Here is a 24003-nt window from a genome sequence, read left to right as displayed (position 1 = left end):
TGCACCTTAGCGGAGAGCCCTTATGTGTGAGCGCCACCCACGTCACCCCATCTTCTGCCTGATTCCGCCGTACCTGCTCGATCAGATCGTGCGCCACGGCACCGCACAGCAACGCGAAGCGGCTTTGCGCACGCGGGCCAAGGACAGCACCTTCCGCTCACTGCGCATGACCGCGCGCGCCAGCCGCCCCGCTGCGCCGTTGACGGCCACTGGGGTGGTGGGCAAACGGCGCTCGATCTACACCGCCGATGGCAGCGAAGTATTGCCCGGCACCTTGGTGCGCGGCGAAGGCCAGCCGGTCAGCGGCGACCCCGCAGTGGACGAAGCCTACGACGGGCTGGGGGCCACGTTCGATTTCTTTGCCGAGGTGTTCGACCGTAACTCCATCGACGACGCGGGCATGGCATTGGACGCGACCGTTCATTTTGGCAAGGGCTACAACAATGCCTTCTGGAACTCCGCACAGATGGTGTTCGGGGACGGCGACGGGCAGTTGTTCAACCGCTTCACCATTGCTCTGGACGTGATCGGCCATGAACTGGCCCATGGCGTGACCGAAGACGAAGCCAAATTGATGTATTTCAACCAGTCCGGCGCGCTCAACGAATCCATGTCCGATGTGTTCGGTTCGCTCATTAAGCAATACGCCACCCAGCAAACCGCTGAAGATGCCGACTGGCTCATCGGCAAGGGTCTGTTTACCAAAAAGATCAAGGGCGTGGCGTTGCGCTCCATGAAGGCCCCTGGCACGGCCTTCGATGACGCCGTGCTGGGCAAAGACCCCCAGCCGGGCCATATGGACGACTTTGTGCACACCTTCGATGACAACGGCGGCGTACACATCAATTCGGGCATTCCCAACCATGCCTTCTACCAGGTCGCCACGCGCATCGGCGGGTACGCCTGGGAACAGGCGGGGCGCATCTGGTACGAAGCGCTACGTGATTCCAGGCTGCGGCCCAACACCGGTTTTTTGCGGTTTGCCCGCATCACCCACGATGTGGCCGGGCGCCTGTATGGCACCGGGGATAAGGCCCAGAAGGCGGTCAAAGCCGGCTGGGCGGCGGTGGGCATTAAGGTATGATGGCTTCCTTCTGACTGAGGGCTTCAGCATGCGCATCTCCTACTGCGAAACCGGCGGCGTGGCGTTCTTCCCCGGCTTGAGCAAACCCCGTACGCTGGAAGTCAACAGCCTCCCCGCTCCCGACCAGCAGGAGTTGCGTCAATTGGTGGAGGCGTCACGCTTCTTTGCGCTGCCTGCCACCCAGCAGCCGCCACGCAGTGCGCGCGGTGCCCAGCATTACACCCTCACCGTGAGCGAAGGCGAGCGTGAACACACTGTATGCGTGCCTGCGCCGGTGGAGGGCCCGCTGCAGGGGTTGGTGCAGTGTGTAAGGCGGCACGTTACCGGCTAACGGGCTCTGTGGCGTCAGGGCGCTCAGGCCCTACCGCCACCCCTACATCGAATTTCTACGTGGATTCACGGCCAGCGCTTCGAAGTGGCCGCCCATGTCGACCATAAAGCTTTCCTTGGCGTCCGGGTGTTTCGAGCCCACCACCTCGTCGGTCACATGACCCGCCGACACTTGAATCACATGAATGCGAATCTGCTCATGGGGCGGCTTACCGTAATTGAGGTTATCCACGAACCGTTTAGCCAGCGTGCCGCTCGCTAGCACCATTTGGTCTGGCTTCTCTTCGCCCTCCTCCCTGGCAATGCGGAAGCTTTCGATGACTGCTGCATCGGGTATGCCCTGAGCGCTACCCGTAGCCGCCATGTGTGCAATTTGCTGAGCAGAAATGAAAAAGCAGTTGTTCTTTTGGTGAGGGGTTTTGCCGTCGTTCTCCAGCCGTTGGAAATCCCTGCCAAAGGCCTCGTCATACTGCCGCCGCGTCGCGGTTTGGGCCTGGGTGAGTGCGGTTAGCTGTTCGAGCGTACTGCCCACGCCTTCAGCCGGTGTAGAGGATAGATGCTTTTGTAAATTGCGCTGTAGCCGCTGCGCGAGTTGCCTTAGACGTGGCGTGGCCCGCTGGTAGGCCACTGCGGCCACGCCCTTATTACGTGCCAAAGGCGCGGTAGGTAGGGGCTGGGGCGCGAACGTTGGGGCACCCAACGGCAGTGACATCGACCGAACAGGTGCCTGGGGTCTGAAGCTGGCAGGCGCAGGAGAAACAGGGCGCTGAGGCACGTGAGTGCCTGTGTTTGCATGGTTGGGATTAGCCCACGATGCCCCGGTCGACGTCAATGGAACGCTGTTACGGCGTGGTGGTAGAGGGGGCAGCGTTTCTTCGCTACTAGCCTGCCTGGCCTGCGTCGGCACTGTGCTAGGCCCCTTAGCGTTGGGGGCAGACGCCCAGGGATAGTAGCCCTTGGAGCCTTCCATCTCGACGCTGTGCAAGTCGAGGTCGTCGTTGTGCCCTCGCTGGAAGTTCAAGACGGGCTTGTGGGTCTCTCCTCGCTCCATGAATGCTGGCATACCGAACCTGTCGCGGCCCAGCGCGAACAGCTTGTCATCCGCGATGCTAGAGAGAATGTGCTTACCCACTGAAGACGCGGTATCACTGAGCCATTTTAGTGACTGCGTATTGATCTGATGCTGGGAGGCCGACGTGCGAATCTTGTTTACGGCTTGAGAACCCGTGGTTAGCAGGTTGCCCAACCCTAATTTGGTCAGTCGACTAATAGACATTCCACACCTCTTGGCCCATGCCTCAAGGGGGATGAGTGGTGTGGGGCGGGAAAGGGTTCCAAGCGCTAGGCTCTATACGAATGGATTGGCACTCTAGGGTGCTGCGTTAAAACCGGCGTGGGCGGTTAGCCACGGCCAGTCACGCACGGAATCCCCATTTACGACCACCAGTAAGCTGGGTCGCCAGCCCGGTGGGTCGCCAGCCCGGTGGGTCGCCAGCCCGGTGGGTCGCCAGCCCGGTGGTTCGCCAGCCCAGTAAAGTCTGCTGCAAGTTGAAAGATCAACCGGCATCAACTGAAGCAGCAGAAATTGATATCAACCCCAAGGGCCAACGAACTAGGCAGTGGCACTAAAGCTGGAGGGCTAGTCTCACCATGACAAATACCAAAATTATGCAAAACACTACACCTTAGCTTTATTCCTTACGACACGAGCGTCAATAAAGCACAGAACAGTGCTTGTGATTAACAATACCCCAAAAATAAAAGACAATAGCCCGTAGTTTTGCCTCTCAAGAATATATGCTGACACGGGAAAAACGAGAAGTATTACAACATTATTAAGGGTTTCAGCAAAAGATAAAACCTCGCCTTTACTCTGCCCGGATCGCCGAACCAAGATAGAAGTGCTACAGGGCGCTCCAGCTCCTAGTCCGGCTCCCCAAAAAAACAGCATTAGCAATGAAAAATATACTGATGATAGCGATGCAAAAAACAAGCAAACTGAAAGAAGCAAGGTGATGGATAGCAAAACCAATACACTTTCTTCATCGGAAAAGAGCTTCTGAAGAAACGGAGCCAATAGATTACCCGCACCAAGCCCCAAGCCAAATACCGTTATCACGACTCCTGTATAAGCGACGCCCAAACCATAATTTTCTTGAAGCGTCTGCCCCACCAGTAGAAAACCAGCGACCCCACTTCCATTCCAGATACCTTTTGCTAGCAACGGCCTTAAAACCATGACATTGCTATACCAGTCCCGTTTAAAAAGCACATTAGCGCCATCCTCGAGCTCAAGGATTTTATAGTTAATTGGAATACAAGACCTTACAAATGTGAATGCACATATGCAGCCTAACGCCACAACTACAAAAGGCGCTCTCCAACTGCTCAACTCTGTTAATGTGCCTGCTATAGCTGGACCTAAAGCAATACCAAAAGTCATGCCTAGCATAACCAAACCCATTGATTTGGCGTGAGCTTCCTTGGGAGTGAGCTCCGATACTAATGCGAATGCGTTTGGAATAATTATAGCGGAAGCAACACCGCCAAATACGCGCAATATGATAGCGATATATAAATTAGGCGCAAACGCTATAGCAAGAGCATCGACACAAAATGCAATCAATGAAACAAGCAACATTGTTCGACGATTAGACCTGTCAGCGAGATATCCACAAATTGGCGCTGCGATGGAATATGCTAATGCATAGCTAAACACTAACCACGATACTGCAACTGTTGAAGCCTCGTAAGCTTTAGCCAGAGTTCCAAGCATCGCAGATAGCATGAACTCACTGGCTCCGACAAAAAACACAGTTGCTGCCAGTGCCCATAAAAAATAGCGAGACTGTCCGTTTTATATCATTTCAAAGCCTGATTGTTTATTCAAAACCACCCCCAAAATTAGAAAAAAATCGTAAGAGTTCTAGTAAAGACCGGCGGTCTCAGTGACCAAGTGCAACACCTAAGGTAAGGTGCTGCATAACTACTCATTACACCCATTTGACCGTTGAAGAGCGCGTCACCCTCATGATCATGCGTTTGCAAGGCTCCTCGCTGCGCACCATAGCCACCTTACTGGGACGCCATCCCAGCACACTCAGCCGAGAAGTGCGTCGTCAGCCTCAGGGTTACTACGATGCCAGCGCTGCCGGGGCAAGGCACGTGCCTTGAAGCATGTACCTCGACGCAAGAAAATTCTCGCCCCTGATTGCGAGTTGTTCCAAGTCGTGCGCAGCCTATTAGCCAAGGGCTGGTCTCCAGAACAGATTGCCGCCAAACTCAAGGACTACTGGCCTGATAATCCCGAGCGGCATGTGAGTCACGAAACCATTTACCTGACGATTTATGCGTACCCGCGTGGCGAACTCAAACGGCAACTCATTGGTTATTTGCGCCAAGGCAAGGGTAAACGGCGTACGCGAGCCAACAGCCCGACACGGCGCGAACGCTATCCTGCAGAGCAAAATATTCGCCATCGCCCTGAAGAGGTTGAAGGCCGCCAGGTGCCGGGGCACTGGGAAAGCGATCTGATCATGGGCGCGAACAATCGCTCGGCCGTGGCCACGATGGTGGAGCGCACCAGTCGGTTTGTGATTTTGGCCAAGCTCGATGCGCCTACGGCAGATGCTGCGCTCGAAACGATGACGCGAGAACTGTCTCGTATGGCGCCAGCGCTGCTCAAGACCATGACGCATGACCAGGGTAGCGAAATGGCCAGACACGCAGAGCTAATGGCGCGTACCGGGATGACCATCTATTTCGCTGACCCGCACAGCCCTTGGCAGCGTGGCAGCAACGAAAATACGAATGGGCTGCTACGCCAGTACTTGCCCAAGGGCACTGACCTTTCGCAGGCCACTCAGGCGCGCCTGGATGAAATTGCAGATCTGCTAAATACTCGGCGACGGCAAACGCTGGGATGGAAATTCCCTGTAGAGGTGCTGACGGAGCATTTACAGCTGCTGGCGACGAATCGGCTGAACACAGTTAACTGACTGTTGCATTTGGAACCTGAGGCCGCCAAGCCCATGACCGCGGATGTCGTTCCGCAGTGCTTTACACCATAAGTTTCCAAGCGCCTGGATTTTATTAAAAAAAATGGTTGGGTGCGTTTCGGTGAGGTGGCTTGCGATCCGGAAGGCGTCAGCCGAGTATTTATGTCTAAAAAGCTTTGATGGCTTATAGGAAAGGTGAGCCCGAATTAGGATAGGAAAGACCACAAGTGATTTAACGAAAGCCCGGCGGGCCGCCAGTGAACCTGGCTGTACCGGTGTGGCGCCGCTGATAGTAGCCCGGTTTGTCACCAACAGGCGATGCAATGTCCGAAAACGTCCTGAGTGTGTCTGTCTGCGTGCTGTTGGGCCAGCCTGCTTCCCGGTTAAGCTATGCCCTGCGATAGTTCTCCAACCACTGACCAGGACCTGCCATGACGCTTAGCGCGCTACTTGTGATCGATGCTCAAACCTCCTTTCGTCACGCGCCTTATTGGTCTGCAGCAGACCTGCCCGTCTACCTGGAACAGCAGCAGTCGCTAATCGACGGTTGCGCACGGCAAGGCATTCCTGTAGTGCGTATTTTCCATGTGAGCGAGCAGGGTCATTTTTCTCTGGCTTCTGGCCATGTGCAAACGCTGGATGAGCTGACCCTCGACCCGGCGGTGACCTTTCACAAGCACTATCACAGCGCACTGGCCAGCACGCCCCTGGCTGCCTGGCTGACCCAACGAGGAATTTCCCGGCTGATCGTCAGCGGCATCCGTACCGAGCAATGCTGCGAGACCACTACCCGGCACGCGTCCGACAGCGGCTGGGCGGTGGATTACGTAAGCGAAGCGACCTTAACCTTCCCCATGACCCACAAGGGGACCGGCCGCGTATACAGCCCCGCGGAGATTCGCGAGCGCACCGAGCTGGTGCTAGAGGGGCGGTTTGCCCGTATCTTGACCGTGGCCCAGGCCCTGGAAGGCTAAGTCATGGCCACGCCGGTGTATTTCGTGATGTTGCCTCAAGTGCTAATGCTCGACCTCGTGGGGCCTGCGGAAGTGCTGCGCCTGGCCTCACGTCTGGCCTGGGATACCGGCCAGGGCGAGCTGGGCTTCGAGTTGCATTACCTGTGCCCGCTACCTGATGTGCAGAGCTCGATTGGTCTGCCACTGGCGGGCCTGGCGCCTCTGCCGGGTGGCCTGCCGGCAGGCAGCCTGGTGGTGCTGGTAGGGTCTACCCGGCCCGAGAATGTTGAACAGGGGGCGGCTTATGATGCGGCCAGCGCGCTGCTGACACCCTGGCTGCAAAAGGTAGTAGCCCCTGCGAATCTGCAGGTGATCTGCGTGTGCAGCGGCGCATTGAGCGCGGCCCGGGCGGGTTTGCTCGACGGTCGCCACTGCACCACCCACCATGGCCTGTATCTACAGTTACAAGCGCTGGCGCCCACGGCCACGGTGCTGGAAAACCGCTTGTACGTCACCGATGGTTGCATCAGCAGCAGCGCTGGCGTGACCGCTGGCCTCGACCTGATGCTGCACGTGCTGGCGCAGCTGCGGGGTGCGCAGGTGGCATGCGCCGTGGCCAGAGATCTGGTGGTGTATATGCGCAGGGCGGGGAATGACCCGCAGTTATCCCCTTGGCTGAGCGGCCGCAACCACCTGCACCAGGCCTTGCATCGGGTGCAGGATGCGGTAGCGGCCGACCCCGCCGGGGACTGGACCGTGCAGCGTATGGCGGCCTTGGCCTTCACCAGCGCCAGGCACCTGGGCCGGCTGTTCAACGAACAAGCGGGGATCAGCCCTCTGGATTACCTCAACCGGCTGCGGGTAGCCTTGGCACGGGAGCTGCTCAGCCACCCTGGCCTGGACATGGAAAGCGTTGCTCAGCGGGCAGGCTTTGGCTCGGCCCGCCACCTGCGGCGCATCTGGGCCAAATATGAAGCAGCGCCGCCGTCGAGAAGCCGAAGCCTGGCCTGAGCGCCAAAACCGGCTGACCGGTTCGAGGCTGTACACGCCTGGGTTACTTCAGCTTGAAGCGGCGTACGATGGCGATCAGTGTCTCGTTGGAAGCTGCTAGCGCGGCGGTACTCCGCTCTGGCACTACCGGCTACCAATTCCTCAACGATATGCTGCACCGCGACCCATTGCGGTTCATGGGCTTGGAGGAAGGAGAAGGCATGCACCAACCTGATTGCCTATAAAAGAAGGGACCACCGCTTTGGCCATTTGTCAATGAGCGTTTTAGTCAGTTTAGTCTGTGGGCTAGACCAACTTTAAAGCTTACAAACATGGAGTAATACTCGAGTCAGGTTACGGTGAAACTCGTTTTGACGTTGAGGATATAGGTTGCTTTGCCCACCTGGGTTACTCCACCGTCCGTTGTACGACCTTCCTCATTACACCCAATACTGCCTCTCCACCTTCCAAAGCAGAATATGACGCGAGCCGCTCAAGGGCTATACCCAGGACCGAGTGCCTAACAGGAACTGGCGTAGCATGGCCTCTACCTGGGGCTCATGAACGATGGCGCGGCCAATCGCTACGCGCTGGCGTTGCCCACCCGACAGCGCCTTGGGTTTGCGCTGCAGTAAGGGTTCGAGCTGAAGGATGCGCGCGGCCTCGCATACCTGTCGTCGATCTGGGCCTTGGCCACGCCACGGTCCGCGGGTTCCAAGTAGGTCACGTCGCGCCCGCCAATGTGGATGCCAGCAATGCCGCTACGCTTCGGGCCGCTTGCGCGGTAGATCAGCCTCGGGGACCTGCGCCAGATCAACAAGGTGATCGTGGTATCCGGTGGCCCCTATAAAGCCGCCATTCTCCGTGCCGTATTACGCCAGGGTATGCTTGAGGCCGCTTAGCCCTAGGAGTGCCCTTGATGCCCACTTACCCCACCACCCCGGACGGTCGTTATTTTGTTGTAAGGGGGCGCCTATGGCGCTGCAGCAACCCTGCTCTGCCAGAGTCTGAACGCCAGCACCAGGTGCATGCCTTGATGGACGCCCGGCGCGCGGTCAAGGCGGCCAAGGCCAGCGACAGCGCCGATGCCATGCGCCTGGCCAGGGCCCAGGTGCAGGCGGCCAAGGTTGCGTTGGGCGAACGCGGCCCGGCGTGGTGGAGCGACGGCGCACCTGATTTCAACCGCTATTTGGTCAAGAACAGCCCCTATGCGTCATGGTATGAACACCTGAGTTAGCCCACCATCCATTCGTCGGGCGTTCATCCGTGACGCATGAACCCTTTCAGCCCCGATCAGCCACACCTCTATGTACCGATCACTACGCTGGAGAACTTCATGAAAGCAATCGTCTACAACGGCCCCCGCGACGTCAGTGTGCAGAACGTGCCGGATGCCAGAATTGAAAAGCCTACCGACGCGTTGATTCGTATCACCACCACCAACATCTGCGGCTCCGACCTGCACATGTACGAAGGCCGCACCAGCTTCGAAACCGGCCGTGTGTTCGGCCACGAGAACATGGGCGAAGTGATCGCCGTAGGCCAAGGTGTGGACCGCGTGAAAGTAGGCGACCGCGTGTGCCTGCCCTTCAACATTGGCTGTGGTTTCTGCGCCAACTGCGAAAAAGGCCTGACCGGCTTCTGCCTCACCGCGAACCCCGGCAGCGCCGGTGCTGCCTATGGCTTCGCTGAAATGGGCCCGTACCAGGGCGGCCAGGCCGAGCTGCTGCGCGTGCCTTACGCCGACTTCAACTGCCTGGTGCTGCCGGAAGACGCCGCCGAGAAAGAAAACGACTACGTGATGCTCTCGGACATCTTCCCCACCGGTTGGCACGCTACCGAGTTGGCTGGCCTGATGCCAGGTGAAAGCATCGCCATTTACGGTGCGGGCCCGGTGGGCCTGATGGCAGCTCACTCCGCCATGATCAAAGGCGCTTCGCAGGTGTTCGTGGTGGACAACCACCCTGACCGCCTGAAGCTCGCGACCCAAATGGGCGCCATTGCGATCAACTCGGTAGAGGGCGAAGCGGTCGACCAGATCCTTAATTACACCAACGGCATGGGCACTGACCGTGGTTGCGAGTGCGTAGGCTACCAGTGCTGTGACAAACACGGCCATGAAGCCAACCACCTCACCATGAACAACCTCGTGGCCTCCACCAAGGCGACGGGCGGGATCGGGGTCGTCGGCGTGTTCGTGCCGCAGGACCCTGGCGCTCAGAGCGACCTGGCCAAAGACGGCAAGATGGCCTTCGACTTCGGCTCGTTCTGGTTCAAAGGCCAGTCGATCCGCACCGGCCAAGCCAACGTGAAGCACTACAACCGCCGCTTGGCCGAGCTGATCCACCACGGCCGCGCCAACCCCGCCCAGATCATTTCCCACAGCCTGAGCCTGGCGGAGGGGCCTGACGCGTACAAGCACTTCGATGCGCGCGACCCTGGCTGGACCAAGGTGGTGCTCAAGCCTGCTGCGTAATGCCGTAGGAGTGTGGACAACGCCGCCGCTTTAAGCGGCGTTGTTGTACGCGCTTGGGATAACCCAATGCGTACACCGGCTAGCGTTTTTTCTCTGAGGCGCTAGCGTCGCTTTCGCTTTCTACTACAGTGCCTATCACTATAGACCCGAAATCGCTGCCACTATTTCTATCCCCGTCGCTGTCGCTGTCAAACGCGCTCACGAGGTGCTGCGGTTCCTGCACAGTAGGCGCTCGACTCAGTTCAGGCGGCTTATTAACTGATTCGGAAGAGGAGCTTGGTGAAGGCTGGTTGCCTAACCTCTCCAGCTTTAAAAGTAATTCCTGATTCTCAGTCAAGGGCGCTGGTCGCGCACGACTAGAGCCGGTGAAAGGTGACGCCTCCACAGAGGCTCTGCCCCCGCTTTCCTCCTCAGTCTCTTTCTCTGTCAGTAAGTCCTGAAGTCCAGTAATGCCCGCTGGCCGAGGACGGACCGGTTGCACATCTTCGAACACAGTAGAACCTGAGGAACGTGATGATTTCGAAGACGCCCTGCTCTTGTTTTCTCCTCCATCCTCTTGTTCTTTCAGTGATTCCTGGTGCGCAATCAAGCCCGCTGGCTGAGAAAGGGTCGATCGTACAGATGAGCGCAAAGGGGAGGCCGTAGGAGGTAGCGGCTCCGCCAACGCTTTGCCTTTTTTTGGCTTTTTATCTTCTTTTTCTTCCAGAAGATGGTCTTCATAAAACTGTAAAAAACAAGCCGCTGGAAACTCATACGCCAGCCCTTTGGGTGTTGGTCTCTCAGCTACGCTGACAGGCGCCTGATAAGTAGCGGGTTGCCCGCCATCAGGGGCTCTATTCCTTTTCACAAGCTTAGCTTTCATCACATCCTTGAAAGCCAAAGCGTTGGCAGAAAATCCACTAATCTCTTTACCTTGGTCATGCGCTTCTTTGATTCGCTGGTCAGCACGTGCAGACGTCATATGAACGGTCATGGGCGTCAAATCAAATTTTTTCGCCTCATATTTAACATGCATGCGCGCTTTTCTGATTTCCCAATTTGAAAGGTTGGCGGGTTTGGTCGTGGCAGAGGTTGCGCTCAAACCTGTGTCTGTCTTCGATGCCGGCAGTTTTTTTGATTCAGATCGAGACAAAATCTTGCTTTGGCTGGCTTCACTCTCGTTTAAAGAAGACGCCTTGTGTTTTCCGGCAGAGACTTCAACGTGCTCAAGGTCCTGAGCATGCTCAAGCGCAAAAATTTTAACCGGGCCCGCGTCATTGTCTAAAAAACGCGTTTCCCGAAAACCCAATGCCATTAACTCTAGTTGGTCATCATGGGCAATGAAGTTTGCAAGCAGCACACCGGCACTGTGCTCCATCGTGGCGTCTATAGGTATGCCAAACTGCTTAACGGGCGCTTCCATCGCTGGATTGGGGATGAATGCGCCACTCGCTAGCGCCCCGATCGCACTATTGGCCATTTGTTTTTGCTGCAACGTGCCATGCGTCAACATGCGCAGCAAATAGTCTCTAGAGCGATCTGTTACAACATCGTTAAGCGCTTGACCCGGGGATTGGCTGGGTTTAGATGCGCCTGCTTGCTCCAGTCCGCTGTTAGTGAAAATGCCAGCACTGTGAGAGCGTTGAATGTCCATAACCTACCGATAGAAAAGAGTACGTATTGCCCTCTGAGTGGTCTGCTTTGGCTATCTGGTTCCTAACCCCTGGCCGGCGCCCGCACTGCTTTGAGCAGCGTAAAGCCCCTGCTGGGTAGCTCACTACCCCTCCCCCAACCGATACCCCACACCCGGTTCAGTGATAATCAACCTCGGCGCAGCGGCGTCATCGTTCAGCTTGCGCCTCAGGTGGCCAACCACAATGCGCAGGTAATGGCTTTTATCTGCGTGGGTGGGGCCCCACACCTCTGTGAGCAGTTGGTGCTGGGTAATCAGCCGGCCGGGGTAGCGCGCCAATAGCCAGAGCACGGCGTATTCCTTGCGCGTGAGTTCTACCTCTTCACCGCTCAGCGTCACCCTGCGCGCAGCGGCGTCGATGCGCAGGTGGCCTACCTCAACCTGGGCATCGCCAGTGGGCGAGCCGGTAGAGGTGCGCAGCAAGCCACGTACACGGGCTAAAAACTCCTGAATGCCAAACGGCTTGGTCACGTAGTCGTTGGCGCCGCCGTCCAGCGCTTCGACCTTTTGCGCCTCGCTGGCGCGCACTGACAGCACGATGACCGGCACCTCGGACCAGCCACGGAGTTCACGCAATACCGCCTGGCCGTCCAGGTCGGGCAACCCCAGGTCCAGCACCACCAGGTCGGGGCGGGCCAGTGCGGTTTGGCTGATGCCCTCTTCGCCGGTGGCCGCTTCGATCACCTGATACCCCTGAGAGGCCAGGCTGATGCGCAAGAACTTACGGATCTGTGGCTCGTCGTCGATCACCAGCACAGTGGCTTTTGCAGTCATGGAAAGGGTTCACGTGTCCATCGTTGGCTGGGAAGGTAAAGGCAGCCAGAGGGCGATACAAGTGCCATGGCCTTCAATCCCCGGCCCTACCTCCATGTGGCCGCCGTGCGCCCCCACCATGCCTTGGCAGATGGCCAGCCCCAAGCCCGTGCCCTGCCCGCCCCGGTCCCCTCGTGCGGCGGTGTAAAACATGTCGAAGATCTTCGCCCGCTCCTCGGCCGGAATGCCAGGGCCCTCGTCTTTTACGCTGAACACGACGAACGCCTCCTGTACCTCGGCCTGCACCTGAACACGGCCGTTGACGGGGGAAAAGCGCGCGGCGTTTTCGATCACGTTGACCAGGGCCTGTTCGATCAAGGCCGCATGGACGTACAGCAGCGGCAGCGACGCGGGAGCCTGCACCTCCACCTGCAAGGCGTGCAGTACGGTGCGCAAGCGCCCCACCGCGCTGGCAAGGATGTCCCCCGGCGCCACCCAGTCGCGTGCCAGTTTCAGCGCGCCATGGCCCAGCCGGGTCATGTCGAGCAAATTTTGGATGTAGCGGTCCAAGCGCTCAGCTTCGGCCTGGGTCCCTGTGAGCAATTCAAGGCGGTCGCCTGGCGTAATCATGTCACCCAGCGTGAGCAGGCTGTCGATGCTCCCGCGCATGACCGTCAGCGGCGTGCGCAGGTCGTGAGACACCGAGGCCAGCAACGCGCTGCGCAGTTGTTCAGTTTCGCCATGCAAACGAGCGGCTTCAAGGTCCTGGGCCAGGTTGGCACGGGCCAGGGCCTGGGCCAGGGGTTGGCTGAGCGCGGCCAGCAAACGGCGCTGCTCGCTGCTCAACCCACCGTCGCGCTGCTCAGCCACGGCGATCAATGCCAACACGCGGCCTTCGAGTGCCACGGGCCACCACCACCAGCGGCCTGCTGGCAGTGTGCCGGTGCCACGGCCCGCAGGCTGGTCATGCCGCCAGGCCCAGTCGGCGGCCGCGCGCTCAGTGTCCTGAAAGGCCAGTGCAGCGCCCCCTTCGCCCGGCGGCTGCTCCAGCAGGCGGATGTCCAGCCCGTCCCAGCCTTGCAGGTGATGGGTCGCAGCGCTCAGCACCGCCTGGCGGTCGGTGGCGGCGGCCAGGCTGCGGCACAGCTCCAGCAGCCGGGTGGTTTGCGCCTGAGCCTCGCGCAGCGCGCTCAGTTGCCGCCGCTGCCGCGCCGCCAGGTTGCCGGTGAGCGCGGCCATGAGCAGGAAGAACAGCAGCGTGAGCACGTCTTCCTCACGCTGTATGCGCAACGAAAAATTGGGCGGAATGAACAGGAAATCGTACGCCACGAAGGACAGTACCGCGCTGGCCAGCGCGGGGCCCAGGCTGCTGCGTACTGCCACCAACAGCACCGCTGCGAGAAACACCAGGGAGATGTTAGGCAGGGCCATGACACTGGCCACGCCCCAAGCCAAGGCACTGGCAAACAGGGTCGCCAGCAGGGCCAGGCCGTAGTCCCGCCAGCGCCAGGCCTGCCCGCTGTGCGTGCGGGCAGGTGCAACCACCTCCCCCCGGTTCAGCAGATTGAGTTCAAGGCCGGGCGCCTCACGCAGCAATCGCCCTGACAGGCTCCACCAGGAAGGCCGCCACCAGCGCCTGCGCGGCTGGCCCACCAACAGCAAGCTGGCCCGACGGTCCGCCGCATGCTGCGCCAGGGTGCGGGCCACGCCGCTGGCCCCCAATACCACCACATCGGCGCCCAAGCGCTCGGCCAGCTGCTGCGCCAAGTGCAGGTGCTGCCGTGCCGCCTCGCCCTGCGGATGGCCGTCGTCCACATGCACCACTGACCACGGCAAGTGACGGCTCTGGGCCACGCGGCTGGCATGGCGCACCAGGCGCTTGGCCTGGGCGTCGGCCTTTACCCCGACCAACAGCCGCCCCCGCACCGTGGGCGCGGCCTGCCCCAAGCGTCGGTAACCCTGGGCGAGGTCGGCGTCCACCTGCGCCGCAGCGGTTTGCATGGCCAGCTCGCGCAACGCGCTGAGGTTGGTCTGGGTGAAGAACGCCTCGATGGCCGCCCGCGCCTGTTCGGGTACATACACCTTGCCGTCACGCAGGCGCTCCAGCAGCTCACGGGGCGGCAGGTCGACCAGCAGCAGCTCATCGGCCCCCTGCAGCACCCAGTCGGGCACGGTCTCGCGCACCCGCACGCCGGTGATGCCCAGCACATGGTCATTGAGGCTTTCCAGGTGCTGCACATTGACTGTGGTGTACACGTCCAGGCCTGCGGCGAGCATCTCCTGTACGTCCTGCCAACGCTTGGCGTGTCGGCTGCCGGGCACATTGCTGTGGGCGAGCTCGTCCACCAGTACCAGGCGCGCCGAGGCCTGGAGCAGCCCGTCCAGGTCCATCTCGTCCATAGGCAGGTCGCGGTAGGTCACCCGCCGCAGTGGCTGCTGCGGCAGGCCGACCAGCAAGGCCTCGGTTTCAGTGCGGCCATGGGTTTCGACCACCCCCACCAGCACGGGTACGGCCTGCCGCAGCTGGGCGTGGGCGGCCTGAAGCATGGCGTAGGTCTTGCCTACCCCGGGCGCTGCCCCCAGGAACACTTTGAGCCGGCCTCGGCCGGTGTGGGGCAAGGCAGCTAGCAGGGCGTCGGCGCGGCCGGCGTCACTCATGGGGTAGGCTCGCTATGGTCAGGGCTGAGAGGTGATCGCTTGCAGGGCGATGTTCAACGCCAGCACATTAACCACAGGTGGCCCGAACAGTGAAGTGTCGGTGTGCTCGGCAATCAGCGCGCGTACCTGGTCGGCAGGCAGGTGGCGCGCGGCGGCCACCCTGGCTGCCTGGTACTCCACGGCTGCGGGTGACAGGTGCGGGTCCAGGCCGCTGCCGCTGGTGGTCAGCAAAGCCAGTGGTACCGGGCCCTGCCCCTCTACATAAGCAGCGGTTGCGTCGGCTTTCACCCGCTCGGCCAGGGCCGGATTACTCGGGGCCAGGTTGCTGGCGCCACTGGCTACGGTGGCGTACGCCCCAGCTGAGGGGCGAGGCTGAAACCAGCCCTCGCCGGTAAAGCCCTGGGCGATCAGTGTCGAGCCCTTGGGTTTATCCAGGGCGTCATAGACGATGCTGCCGTTGGCTTGCTCCGGAAAGGCTACCTGGCCGATGCAGGTGACCACCAGCGGGTAAGCGATGCCGGTGACCAGGGTCAGCAGCACGACCAGGGAACAGGCGGGGCGAAGTAAAGCGATCATGGGTCAATGCTCCAGTAAGGGTCAGGCCAGGCGCAGCGCGCTTAACACCAGGTCGATGGCTTTGATGCCAATGAAGGGCACCACCAGGCCGCCAACGCCGTAGATCAACAGGTTGCGTCGCAGCAGGTGAGCAGCACTGGCCGCTTTCACCCGCACCCCGCGCAACGCCAGGGGAATCAGCGCGACGATAATCAGGGCGTTGAAGATAATCGCCGAGAGGATGGCACTGCGCGGGCTGGCCAACCCCATGATGTTCAGTACGCCCAACTGCGGGTACACCGCTGTGAACAGCGCCGGCAGAATTGCAAAGTACTTGGCCACGTCGTTGGCGATGGAGAAGGTAGCGAGGGCGCCACGGGTCACCAGCAGCTCCTTGCCGATGCGCACCACGTTCAGCAGTTTGGTGGGGTCGCTGTCGAGGTCTACCATGTTGGCGGCCTCGCGAGCGGCCTGGGTACCATCGTTCATGGCCATCCCCACGTCTGCCTGCGCCAAAGCGGGGGCGTCGTTCGCACCGTCACCGCACATGGCGACCAGGCGCCCATCGCCCTGTTCGGCACGAATACGCGCCAGTTTCTTCTCGGGGGTGGCTTCAGCGATCACGTCGTCCACTCCGGCTTCTGCGGCGATGGCAGCCGCCGTGAGTGGGTTGTCGCCGGTCACCATCACCGTGCGAATGCCCAACGCTCGCAGCTCTTCGAAGCGCTCGCGGATGCCCGGCTTGACCACGTCTTTGAGGTGAATGGCACCTAGCAGGCGCTGGCCCCGGCACACCAGCAAAGGCGTACCGCCGCTTTGGGCGATAGCGTCCACTTCACGGGCCAGGGGCGCAGGCAAGGTGGCGCGGGTCAGGCCGATGTGGGTGAGCAGTGAGTCCACCGCGCCCTTACGGTACTGCTCTGGCCCATGGTCTACCCCCGACAGGCGCGTTTGCGCACTGAAGGCCACAGCCGTGAAGGTGCCTGCCGCGGGCTCATCCATGGTGTGCAGGCGCCGCAGAAACTCAACGATGGACTTACCTTCGGCGGTTTCGTCGCCCAGCGAGGCCAGCAGTGCGCCTTGGGCCAGCTCCATGGCACTGACGCCTGGGGCGGCATACAGCGCGCTGCACCGGCGGTTGCCAAAGGTGATGGTGCCGGTTTTGTCCAGCAGCAGCACGTGGACGTCCCCGGCCGCCTCTACCGCACGGCCAGACTTGGCGATCACGTTCAAGCGCACCAGCCGGTCCATGCCGGCGATACCGATGGCTGAGAGCAAGCCGCCGATGGTGGTGGGGATCAGGGTAACCAGGAGCGCCACCAGGAAGATCAGCGGCAGGCTGCCCCCGGAAAATCGCGCGAAGGGTTGCAGCGTGACCACAACCAGCAAGAAGATAAGCGTCAGGCCGATCAGCAGGATGTCCAGCGCGACCTCGTTGGGGGTTTTCTGGCGCTTGGCGCCTTCTACCAACGCGATCATCCGGTCAAGGGTGGACTCACCCGGCTCAGCCGTCATGCGCACCAGTAGCCAGTCGGACACCACTTGAGTGTTGCCGGTCACAGCCGAGCGATCACCGCCCGACTCCCGAATCACCGGTGCCGATTCGCCGGTGATCGCGGCCTCGTTGACCGCCGCGATGCCTTCGACCACTTCGCCGTCGCCGGGGATCATCTGGCCCGCATCCACCCGCACCACATCGCCTTTGCGCAGTTGGGTGGCCTGCACGCTTTCAAATACGCCATCAGCGGTACGACGGCGCGCCGTCAACCCTTCGCTGCCGGCCTTGAGGCTGTCGGCGCGGGCTTTGCCGCGGCCTTCCGCCAAGGCTTCGGCGAAGTTGGCGAACAGCACGGTAAACCACAGCCATAGAGCAATCTGCACAGCGATGCCAGTGGGCACGGCCGGGTCGGGTATTGCACACAGTACCGTGGTCAGAATGGCCGTGACTTCCACCACCAACATCACGGGTGAGCGCTTGAGCTGGCGTGGGTCCAGCTTGACGAACGCTTGCACCAGGGCCGGGCGCCAGAGCGCGCGCATGGACGTCTTGGCCGGTGCTTGAACAGCAGGGGTAGTCGCTTGGATATTCATGTTGTTCACGGCCTCAGAAACCCATACTCAGGTGTTCAGCGATTGGTCCCAGTGCCAGGGCTGGCAAGAACGTCAGCCCCCCTACCAGCAGGAGGGTCACGGTCAGCAGCACCGTGAACAGCACCCCATGAGTGGGGAAGCTATTGCCATTGACGGGGGCGAGGTTCTTGTTGGCCAGGCTGCTGGCCAGTGCCAGCACGGGCAGGATGTACCCGAAGCGGCCCAACAGCATGGCCAGCCCCAGCATCAGGTTGTGGTAGGGCGTATTGGCGCCGAACCCTGCGAAGGCCGACCCGTTGTTGGCGGAGGCAGAGGTGTAGGCGTACAGCAACTGGCTAAAGCCATGGGCACCAGGGTTGCTGACCGCCGCCGCCGGGCCAGGCAAGGCCGAGGCCAGCGCGCCCAATGCCAGCACGCCCAGCGGCATCACCAGCAGGGTAACCACCAGCAGCCGCACCTCTTGAGCCTGGAGCTTTTTGCCGAGGTATTCCGGGGTACGGCCGATCATCAAACCGGCGAGGAATACCGCGATCAGCACGTTAAGCAACATGCCATAAAGGCCCGCGCCTACGCCGCCGAACACCACTTCGCCCAGCATCATGTTGGCCATGGCCACCATGCCACTCAAAGGGTTGAGGCTGTCGTGCATGGCATTGACCGAGCCGTTGGAGGCAGCGGTGGTGGCGACGGACCAGAGCACGCTGGCGGTGGTGCCAAAGCGGCTCTCCTTGCCTTCCAGTGGCGCGGTTTGCTCTACCAGGGGCAGGTTGAGCGCGGGGTTGGGTTGGTATTCAGCGGTGAGGGAAACGGCGCCACCGATCAGCAGCAACGCGAGCATGCAGGCGATGATGGCGCGGCTTTGGCGCAGGTCTTTCACATAGTGGCCGAAGGTGAAGACCAGCGCTGCGGGGATCAGGATGATGGACACCAGCTCGAACAGGTTGCTCAACGCGGTGGGGTTTTCGAAGGGGTGCGCCGAGTTCACGCCAAAGAAGCCACCTCCGTTAGTACCCAGTTGTTTGATCGCGATCTGGCTGGCGGCAGGGCCCAGCGGGATCAGCTGATCCACGCCCTGTACCGTCACGGCGCTCACGTACTGGTCCAGGGTCTGCGGCACGCCTTGCCAGACCAGCACCAGTGCCAGCACCAGGCACAGGGGCAGCAAGCCATAAAGGGTGGCGCGGGTCATGTCAGCCCAGAAGTTGCCAATGGCCTGGGCGGAGCGGCGGCTGATCCCTCGGCACAGGGCCACGAGCACGGCGATCCCCGTGGCCGCGCTAACGAAGTTCTGCACGGTCAGCCCGGCCATCTGACTCAGGTAAGACAACGACGCTTCGCCGCTGTAGGCCTGCCAGTTGGTGTTGGTCATGAAGCTGACGGCGGTATTGAACGCCAGCGTCCACTCCATGCCGGGCAGGTGCTGATGATTGAGCGGCAGCACGCCCTGGCACATCAACAGCACCCACAGCAGCAAGAACCCTGCCGCGTTGAATGCCAGCAAAGCCAAGGCGTAATGACGCCAGTTTTGCTCAACGCGCGGGTCCACGCCTGACAGCCCGTAACACGCCCGTTCCAACGGCCCTATCACTGGCGAGAGCCAGGTGCGCTTGCCTTCCATCACGTTGTAATAAAAACGGCCAAGGAATGGAGCGGGCAGCAACACCAACGCCAGAAAGGCCACGATCAACGCATAGTCATAACCGTGCATGGCCTATCCCCGATCCGCGCGCATCAGCGCAACCAGCAGGTAGGCGAAAAGCCCCAGGGCCAGGGCGAGGGAAATCCAGTCCAATACAGTCATTGCAGTCTCCAGGGTGCGGGTTGCCGCTTGGCCTGAAGTGTCTGCGCCCTGCCCGTAAAGTCTCTAGATCAAGGCCGATGGGGCGCATAAAGAATGCGTAACGTTTGCTGGCCGGGTGCAGCGCGGCCGGTTTTCAAGGCTTTGGCCTTGCCAGTTGCCCAATCCACGCTATGCTGGCTGCCATTTTATGTCTTCAGATTGTGGTCGACGACACCCTTCCTGCTACTCCCACGGGCATCGCTATGACCTCACGCTGTTCCCTGTTTTTGCTCTGCACCGCCTTTGCCGCCCCGCTTCCAGCCCTCGCCAGCAGCATGTTGATGCCGGGTTGGGGGCCTATCGCCGACCAGTCGCTTAGCGATGTGCGGGCAGCCGTGGTGCGCCTTGAGCCCAGCGCTTCGCAAGCCGCCGACCGGGTCAAACCCGGCACCGCCCAACCGGTGATCGAGGCTTTTATCGCCGGCCGCGAGGTGGCCGCCCCAGGGCGCGACACCGATGCCCGCCTACAGGCCTTGATCGGCCCACTGAGCCTGGCCAATGCGCGCCAGGCCTCAGGCGAGGCCAAGGGCGCAGACCGTGTGGCGCAAGCCTTCAGGCTCGGCAATGCCACTACTCAGCTCACCAGCAGCGTGTACGGTGGCGCCCCGGGTGCCGCGGCCTATGGCGCCTGGTGGGCTTACCAGCAACCGGGAGCAACGCCAGAACAGGCCTTGAGCGTAGGGATGCTGGCCGGAGCAGGCGTGTGGGCCACTGACGCAGGCACCGATGGTTCGGGCGTGCCGGCAAAGGTGACCGAGCGCACCAGCCTGGCAGCGGCCTTGGGCGGCTTGGCGGTGGCAGCGGCCGGTGGCGACGAGCACCGTCTGCGTGAGCTGTTTTTCGACGCGGGCGCCGCCGTGTTAGTGCGGGATGGCAGGCAGCTGTACTGCATGTCCGGCACGGTGGAGTGCCAGGGGCTGCCCGCCAAGGCTGCCGTTGCCCTGGCGGGCCGCGTGCAAGGCTGGGCACTGAATACCCTGACGCCGCTAGTGCCCTCCGCCCCGGTGGCACCCTCGCCTGCGGAGTCACAGGCCAGCGCCCCAGCCGCCTTGCCTCACGCCGCTGGCGCCCTGTCGCTTGAAGGTGGCTGGACGCTGCTGTGGCAATGGCCTGAGCGCGTCGAGCCGGGGCTGTTCTACCCCTCGGTTGCCTTGGTGCAGGGCGCCGGCGGCCAACCGGCAGCCGTTCCCGACTCACCCGCCCCAACCGTGACGGCGGCCGTTGCAACGCCAGCGCCGGCACCGCACAAGGGCCCTAGCCGTTACACCTGCGAAAAAGGCGGTGATCGCCGTGCCATTTGGGTAGAAACGGGCAGCGCCAAGGCCGGCTACGTGTGTCGTACGCTGTACACCGTGGACCAGACCAAAGCCGTGCTGTGGAACGCCCGGCGCCACCCTCAGGTATGCGAGAGCAAGGCACAGGCGCAAGTGAGTGAGGAAGAGGCCCGTGGCTACCGCTGCCACCAAGAGTAACGGGCAGGCAGTACTCAGTAATTGACCTACCCCATCACCGCCAACACCGCCTTGGCAAACACCTCAGGGGCTTCCTGAGGCAGGTTATGGCCCACGCCAGTAATCACCTCACGCTGATAAGGCCCGGTGAAGTGAGCGGCACCGGTGTCTTCAACGCAAGGAGGCGCCACGCCATCGCTGGCGCCTTCCAGCACGTAAGTGGGTACGCTGATGGTGGGCTGCTGGGCCAATCGGGCCTCGATCGACTGGTAAGCCGGGTCGCCGGCAACCAGGCCGAAGCGGTGGCGATAGGAATGCACGACCACGCTCACGAAGTCGGGGTTATGGAAAGCGTTGGCGGTACGGTGGTAGGTGGCGTCATCGAATGCCCACTGCGGCGACCAGAGCTGCCACAGCAGGCGGCAGAAGGGCTCGCGGTTGGCTTCAAGCCCTGCGTGGCCACGCTCACCGTGCAGGTAATACTGGTACCACAGGGTGTGTTCCGTTTCAGGGCGGGCCGGCGTGTTGGCGTGCGCGATGTGTTGGATGTTGTAGCCGGTACCCGCACTGACCAGGCCTTTCATGCGCGCCGGCCATAACGCAGCCACCACACAGGCCGCGCGGCCACCCCAGTCATAGCCACCCACGACCGCCTGCTCGATTCCCAACGCGTCGAGGAACGCGAGTAAGTCCGCTCCCAGTGCGGCCTGCTCGCCCGACCTGAGCGTGTCGTCACTCACAAACCGGGTAGGCCCATAGCCACGTAGCCAGGGCACGAGGCATCGCAGCCCATGGCCCGCCAGTTGCGCGGTCACGGCGTCGTAGGCATGGACGTCGTACGGGAACCCATGCAACAGCACCACTGGCGGCCCATCGGCAGGGCCCACTTCAAGGTAGGCCACGTCTAGCACGCCAGCGTTAATGCGTTTCATGGGTGTTATCCTCGGCCTCGTCGCAGCTCAATGAACAGCGCTTCCACCTTCTCTCGCGCCCAGGGGGTTTTGCGCAGGAAGGTCAGGCTGGATTTGATGCTGGGGTCGCTCTTGAAGCAGCGAATGTCCACGCGCCGGGCAAGCTCTGCCCAGCCATGGTGGTTGACCAGCTCAGTGAGCAATGCCTCCAGGGTGACGCCGTGGAGGGGATTGTTGGAAGGTAAAGTCATGGTCGCCAGGCCGTTCAAAAGAGGCATGGAAGCGTAGCAGCACCGCTTGCGTGGGGCCAGCATTGCTGCGGTACCGCCTAATGGCCCTTTCGGCAGCTGCGTTGCCTCCTACAGGGGTTGCCGATCACCGCGCGCCGTGCGTTAACACCTGTCGGTAGGAGTGAACGCAGCCAACGGCGGAGTTCGCGAACATCCCCTTTCGGCAACTGGCGTTGCCTCCCACAAGGGCCGCCGATCAACGCGCACCGTGCGTTAACACCGGGCTATTGGACGCCGGCCCCATCACCCAGGTGATGGGGCGCTACACCGATCAGCTCAAGCGCGGCAACCTGCTCTTTATCGAACACGAACGCTTGAGCATGGGCGCTAACGTCGCCATCAAGGGTCAACTCGAAGCGGTGGCCCAGTAGGTCGGCGTCCAGGCTCTTGAGGTAGGTACGGGTATGGTCGGCATTGACCATCAGCTTCAAGGTGCCGTCGTGGCCATCGCCCAAACCGGTAAACCCCAGCCCGGATACATCGATCCTGTCGTGGGCACTGTCGAAGTCGGCCAGGCGATCGGCGTGGCTAGAGGTGCTGGTGCGGTAGCTGTCGACCATCGAAGTGAACTGGAACACATCAGCGCCCTTGCCGCCGAGCATTACATCCGCGCCGCTTCCACCGATCAACACATCACTGCCAGTGCCGCCATTGAGCCGATCATTGCCCTCCCCGCCCCATAACCAGTCCCTGCCACCCGCACCGCTGAGCACATCCGCGCTGGCCTTGCCGTTGAGAGAATCACCGGTGGCCGTACCGGTGAGCAGATCACCGCGCGCGCTGCCTTCCTGGGCGGGGGCATCGGTGTTGTTGCCCACGTGATCCTTACCTTGTAGCCACACATCGCTCAGGCTCAAATGAGCGAAAGTGTTGCCATGGATCGAGGTGTCGCCGTTCTGGCCGTTGAGTTCCTCTACACCATGGGTACTGTTGCCGCTGCCCGCGATCGTATTGCCTGTCACGATCACGTGGTCTGCCAAGTGCACCTTGCCAGAGCTGCCATGGCGGTCATCAAAAGGCAGTACTTCGACCTCCGGGTTGACCGCGCCTTGTGCATTTTCATGGATCAGGTTGCCGCGCACAGTGACGTCAGTGCTGCCATACACCCGCACGCCTGAGGTGCCATTGTGGTGGATGTCCACGTCGGTCACCTCCACACCGCGGGAGAGCTTGACCAGCACGCCCTCGGCACCATTGCCATACACTTCGCCACCCGACACCCTGAGGTGATACGGGGATGCAATGTCCTCACTGCCGCGCTGCACCACGATTCCGCCACCCTGGTTGTCGTGGGCCACGTTGTCTAGCAGCGCGAAGTCATGGGTAGTGGTTACGAGGTTGAAGCCGTGCCGATCATTGCCGTAGGCCAGGTTATTACGGAAGGTGCTGTCGATCAGGTAGTCGGCCACGAACCCGTCCAACCCGTTGCCATGCGCCACGCTGTTTTCGATGAGCATGTTGACCGTGCGCTCATGCGGGTCAAAGCCGTAGCCTGAACAGTCTCGGATCTCCACACCGCTCAAGGTGACGTTGCTGTCCTGGCCCGGTTGCCCCGGCGCAAAGCCGTTGTACCAGCCATCCACCTTCCCGGTGGTATGGGCCCTGTTGCCATCGAGGGTCAGGTTACTGACACCGAAATCGTGAGTGGCCTCTCCGCTCGCGGAGCGAATCAACCCGGTGACCGCATGGTTGGAGCCGTCCGCCAGCTTCAGCACGGTGTCACCCATGCCATCGCCTTTGATGAACACGTTGCTCTTGATCATCAGCGCGCCATCGGCGGGCTTTGCACCGGCCGTGAGGCTATAGGTGCCGGCCGGAATGTACACCTCGCCGCCCCCTGCGAGGGCAGCGGCGTCAATGGCTGCTTGGATGGCAGCGGTGTCGCTGGTGCGCCCGTCACCCACCGCCCCGAACTCCCTCACATCGAATTGCTGCGCCATGCCTGTCTCTC

The 24003-nt window shown here is 61.2% G+C and carries 19 protein-coding genes and 3 pseudogenes; 9 read left to right on the top strand and 13 right to left on the bottom strand.

Annotated elements, in window-relative coordinates; all coding sequences use genetic code 11:
• The first annotated feature begins 22 nt into the window (after positions 1 to 22).
• Both AC4LE2_RS07795 and AC4LE2_RS07790 read left to right on the top strand, forming a co-directional pair.
• Positions 23 to 1084, top strand: a complete 1062-nt coding sequence (locus AC4LE2_RS07795) for a M4 family metallopeptidase (RefSeq protein ID WP_491825211.1) — start codon at positions 23 to 25, stop codon at positions 1082 to 1084.
• 28 nt (positions 1085 to 1112) lie between these two features.
• Positions 1113 to 1415 (top strand): protealysin inhibitor emfourin, encoded by a 303-nt coding sequence (locus tag AC4LE2_RS07790; RefSeq protein ID WP_491825210.1) that lies wholly within the window; start codon positions 1113 to 1115, stop codon positions 1413 to 1415.
• 42 nt (positions 1416 to 1457) lie between these two features.
• On the opposite strand, the gene AC4LE2_RS07785 is transcribed toward AC4LE2_RS07790, so the two are convergent.
• Positions 1458 to 2690 (bottom strand): hypothetical protein, encoded by a 1233-nt coding sequence (locus AC4LE2_RS07785; RefSeq protein WP_491825209.1) that lies wholly within the window; start codon positions 2688 to 2690, stop codon positions 1458 to 1460.
• 402 nt (positions 2691 to 3092) lie between these two features.
• Entirely contained in the window at positions 3093 to 4229 is a 1137-nt protein-coding gene (locus AC4LE2_RS07780) for an MFS transporter (protein ID WP_491825208.1), read from the bottom strand.
• A gap of 215 nt (positions 4230 to 4444) precedes the next feature.
• Between AC4LE2_RS07780 and AC4LE2_RS07775 the strand changes: the two are divergent.
• The 4 genes and pseudogenes from AC4LE2_RS07775 (at position 4445) to AC4LE2_RS07760 (ending at position 7376) form a co-directional block, all read left to right on the top strand.
• A pseudogene (locus tag AC4LE2_RS07775) lies at positions 4445 to 5412 on the top strand (IS30 family transposase).
• 26 nt (positions 5413 to 5438) lie between these two features.
• Positions 5439 to 5592: pseudogene (locus tag AC4LE2_RS07770) on the top strand (GNAT family N-acetyltransferase); the annotation flags it as partial.
• Between the two features lie 251 nt (positions 5593 to 5843).
• On the top strand, positions 5844 to 6386 hold the full coding sequence (locus tag AC4LE2_RS07765) for a cysteine hydrolase family protein (RefSeq protein ID WP_491825207.1): 543 nt from the start codon (positions 5844 to 5846) through the stop codon (positions 6384 to 6386).
• Between the two features lie 3 nt (positions 6387 to 6389).
• Positions 6390 to 7376: a GlxA family transcriptional regulator gene (locus tag AC4LE2_RS07760; RefSeq protein ID WP_491825206.1), complete on the top strand. Its 987-nt coding sequence runs from the start codon at positions 6390 to 6392 to the stop codon at positions 7374 to 7376.
• A 527-nt stretch (positions 7377 to 7903) separates the two neighbouring features.
• Here the strand turns inward: AC4LE2_RS07760 and AC4LE2_RS07755 are convergent.
• Positions 7904 to 8035 (bottom strand): annotated as a pseudogene (locus AC4LE2_RS07755) (ATP-binding cassette domain-containing protein); the annotation flags it as partial.
• 239 nt (positions 8036 to 8274) lie between these two features.
• Here AC4LE2_RS07755 and AC4LE2_RS07750 point away from each other — a divergent pair.
• Both AC4LE2_RS07750 and AC4LE2_RS07745 read left to right on the top strand, forming a co-directional pair.
• On the top strand, positions 8275 to 8592 hold the full coding sequence (locus AC4LE2_RS07750; protein ID WP_491825205.1) for a hypothetical protein: 318 nt from the start codon (positions 8275 to 8277) through the stop codon (positions 8590 to 8592).
• 99 nt (positions 8593 to 8691) lie between these two features.
• Positions 8692 to 9831, top strand: a complete 1140-nt coding sequence (locus tag AC4LE2_RS07745) for a glutathione-independent formaldehyde dehydrogenase (protein WP_491825204.1) — start codon at positions 8692 to 8694, stop codon at positions 9829 to 9831.
• 79 nt (positions 9832 to 9910) lie between these two features.
• On the opposite strand, the gene AC4LE2_RS07740 is transcribed toward AC4LE2_RS07745, so the two are convergent.
• The 7 genes from AC4LE2_RS07740 to AC4LE2_RS07710 form a co-directional block, all read right to left on the bottom strand.
• Positions 9911 to 11464: a hypothetical protein gene (locus tag AC4LE2_RS07740; protein ID WP_491825203.1), complete on the bottom strand. Its 1554-nt coding sequence runs from the start codon at positions 11462 to 11464 to the stop codon at positions 9911 to 9913.
• 123 nt (positions 11465 to 11587) lie between these two features.
• The gene (locus AC4LE2_RS07735) at positions 11588 to 12277 is read right to left on the bottom strand and encodes a response regulator (RefSeq protein ID WP_491825202.1); all 690 of its coding nucleotides are present in this window, start codon (positions 12275 to 12277) and stop codon (positions 11588 to 11590) included.
• Positions 12278 to 12286: 9 nt separating this feature from the next.
• On the bottom strand, positions 12287 to 14914 hold the full coding sequence (locus AC4LE2_RS07730; protein ID WP_491825201.1) for a DUF4118 domain-containing protein: 2628 nt from the start codon (positions 14912 to 14914) through the stop codon (positions 12287 to 12289).
• Between the two features lie 18 nt (positions 14915 to 14932).
• The gene (gene kdpC, locus AC4LE2_RS07725) at positions 14933 to 15490 is read right to left on the bottom strand and encodes a potassium-transporting ATPase subunit KdpC (RefSeq protein WP_491825200.1); all 558 of its coding nucleotides are present in this window, start codon (positions 15488 to 15490) and stop codon (positions 14933 to 14935) included.
• Positions 15491 to 15511: 21 nt separating this feature from the next.
• On the bottom strand, positions 15512 to 17560 hold the full coding sequence (gene kdpB, locus AC4LE2_RS07720; RefSeq protein ID WP_491825199.1) for a potassium-transporting ATPase subunit KdpB: 2049 nt from the start codon (positions 17558 to 17560) through the stop codon (positions 15512 to 15514).
• A 13-nt stretch (positions 17561 to 17573) separates the two neighbouring features.
• A complete protein-coding gene (gene kdpA / locus AC4LE2_RS07715; RefSeq protein WP_491825198.1) occupies positions 17574 to 19268 on the bottom strand; it encodes a potassium-transporting ATPase subunit KdpA in 1695 nt (564 codons plus the stop codon).
• 3 nt (positions 19269 to 19271) lie between these two features.
• Entirely contained in the window at positions 19272 to 19361 is a 90-nt protein-coding gene (locus AC4LE2_RS07710) for a K(+)-transporting ATPase subunit F (protein ID WP_491825197.1), read from the bottom strand.
• A gap of 242 nt (positions 19362 to 19603) precedes the next feature.
• Between AC4LE2_RS07710 and AC4LE2_RS07705 the strand changes: the two genes are divergently transcribed.
• Positions 19604 to 20872: a hypothetical protein gene (locus tag AC4LE2_RS07705; protein WP_491825196.1), complete on the top strand. Its 1269-nt coding sequence runs from the start codon at positions 19604 to 19606 to the stop codon at positions 20870 to 20872.
• Between the two features lie 26 nt (positions 20873 to 20898).
• On the opposite strand, the gene AC4LE2_RS07700 is transcribed toward AC4LE2_RS07705, so the two are convergent.
• From AC4LE2_RS07700 to AC4LE2_RS07690, 3 genes are all read right to left on the bottom strand, one after another.
• Positions 20899 to 21783: an alpha/beta fold hydrolase gene (locus AC4LE2_RS07700; RefSeq protein ID WP_491825195.1), complete on the bottom strand. Its 885-nt coding sequence runs from the start codon at positions 21781 to 21783 to the stop codon at positions 20899 to 20901.
• Between the two features lie 5 nt (positions 21784 to 21788).
• Complete coding sequence (locus AC4LE2_RS07695; protein WP_491825194.1) at positions 21789 to 22013, bottom strand: VF530 family protein; 225 nt, start codon at positions 22011 to 22013, stop codon at positions 21789 to 21791.
• Between the two features lie 263 nt (positions 22014 to 22276).
• A complete protein-coding gene (locus tag AC4LE2_RS07690; protein WP_491825193.1) occupies positions 22277 to 23992 on the bottom strand; it encodes a right-handed parallel beta-helix repeat-containing protein in 1716 nt (571 codons plus the stop codon).
• Positions 23993 to 24003 lie beyond the last annotated feature (11 nt).

This window comes from Pseudomonas sp. 9.3L (assembly GCF_058536285.1).
Note: the sequence above shows the minus strand (reverse complement) of the source record. Positions and strands in the feature narration are given on the sequence as shown.

What these genes read in the sequence shown, in the direction of transcription:
- kdpA (WP_491825198.1), bottom strand. Translation starts at nt 19,268, where the DNA reads ATGCACGGTTATGACTATGCGTTGATCGTGGCCTTTCTGGCGTTGGTG.
- AC4LE2_RS07740 (WP_491825203.1), bottom strand. Translation starts at nt 11,464, where the DNA reads ATGGACATTCAACGCTCTCACAGTGCTGGCATTTTCACTAACAGCGGA.
- AC4LE2_RS07730 (WP_491825201.1), bottom strand. Translation starts at nt 14,914, where the DNA reads ATGAGTGACGCCGGCCGCGCCGACGCCCTGCTAGCTGCCTTGCCCCAC.
- kdpB (WP_491825199.1), bottom strand. Translation starts at nt 17,560, where the DNA reads ATGAATATCCAAGCGACTACCCCTGCTGTTCAAGCACCGGCCAAGACG.
- AC4LE2_RS07760 (WP_491825206.1), top strand. Translation starts at nt 6,390, where the DNA reads ATGGCCACGCCGGTGTATTTCGTGATGTTGCCTCAAGTGCTAATGCTC.
- AC4LE2_RS07765 (WP_491825207.1), top strand. Translation starts at nt 5,844, where the DNA reads ATGACGCTTAGCGCGCTACTTGTGATCGATGCTCAAACCTCCTTTCGT.
- AC4LE2_RS07710 (WP_491825197.1), bottom strand. Translation starts at nt 19,361, where the DNA reads ATGACTGTATTGGACTGGATTTCCCTCGCCCTGGCCCTGGGGCTTTTC.
- AC4LE2_RS07705 (WP_491825196.1), top strand. Translation starts at nt 19,604, where the DNA reads ATGACCTCACGCTGTTCCCTGTTTTTGCTCTGCACCGCCTTTGCCGCC.
- AC4LE2_RS07735 (WP_491825202.1), bottom strand. Translation starts at nt 12,277, where the DNA reads ATGACTGCAAAAGCCACTGTGCTGGTGATCGACGACGAGCCACAGATC.
- AC4LE2_RS07785 (WP_491825209.1), bottom strand. Translation starts at nt 2,690, where the DNA reads ATGTCTATTAGTCGACTGACCAAATTAGGGTTGGGCAACCTGCTAACC.
- AC4LE2_RS07750 (WP_491825205.1), top strand. Translation starts at nt 8,275, where the DNA reads ATGCCCACTTACCCCACCACCCCGGACGGTCGTTATTTTGTTGTAAGG.
- AC4LE2_RS07790 (WP_491825210.1), top strand. Translation starts at nt 1,113, where the DNA reads ATGCGCATCTCCTACTGCGAAACCGGCGGCGTGGCGTTCTTCCCCGGC.
- AC4LE2_RS07700 (WP_491825195.1), bottom strand. Translation starts at nt 21,783, where the DNA reads ATGAAACGCATTAACGCTGGCGTGCTAGACGTGGCCTACCTTGAAGTG.
- AC4LE2_RS07690 (WP_491825193.1), bottom strand. Translation starts at nt 23,992, where the DNA reads ATGGCGCAGCAATTCGATGTGAGGGAGTTCGGGGCGGTGGGTGACGGG.
- AC4LE2_RS07745 (WP_491825204.1), top strand. Translation starts at nt 8,692, where the DNA reads ATGAAAGCAATCGTCTACAACGGCCCCCGCGACGTCAGTGTGCAGAAC.
- AC4LE2_RS07695 (WP_491825194.1), bottom strand. Translation starts at nt 22,013, where the DNA reads ATGACTTTACCTTCCAACAATCCCCTCCACGGCGTCACCCTGGAGGCA.
- AC4LE2_RS07795 (WP_491825211.1), top strand. Translation starts at nt 23, where the DNA reads ATGTGTGAGCGCCACCCACGTCACCCCATCTTCTGCCTGATTCCGCCG.
- kdpC (WP_491825200.1), bottom strand. Translation starts at nt 15,490, where the DNA reads ATGATCGCTTTACTTCGCCCCGCCTGTTCCCTGGTCGTGCTGCTGACC.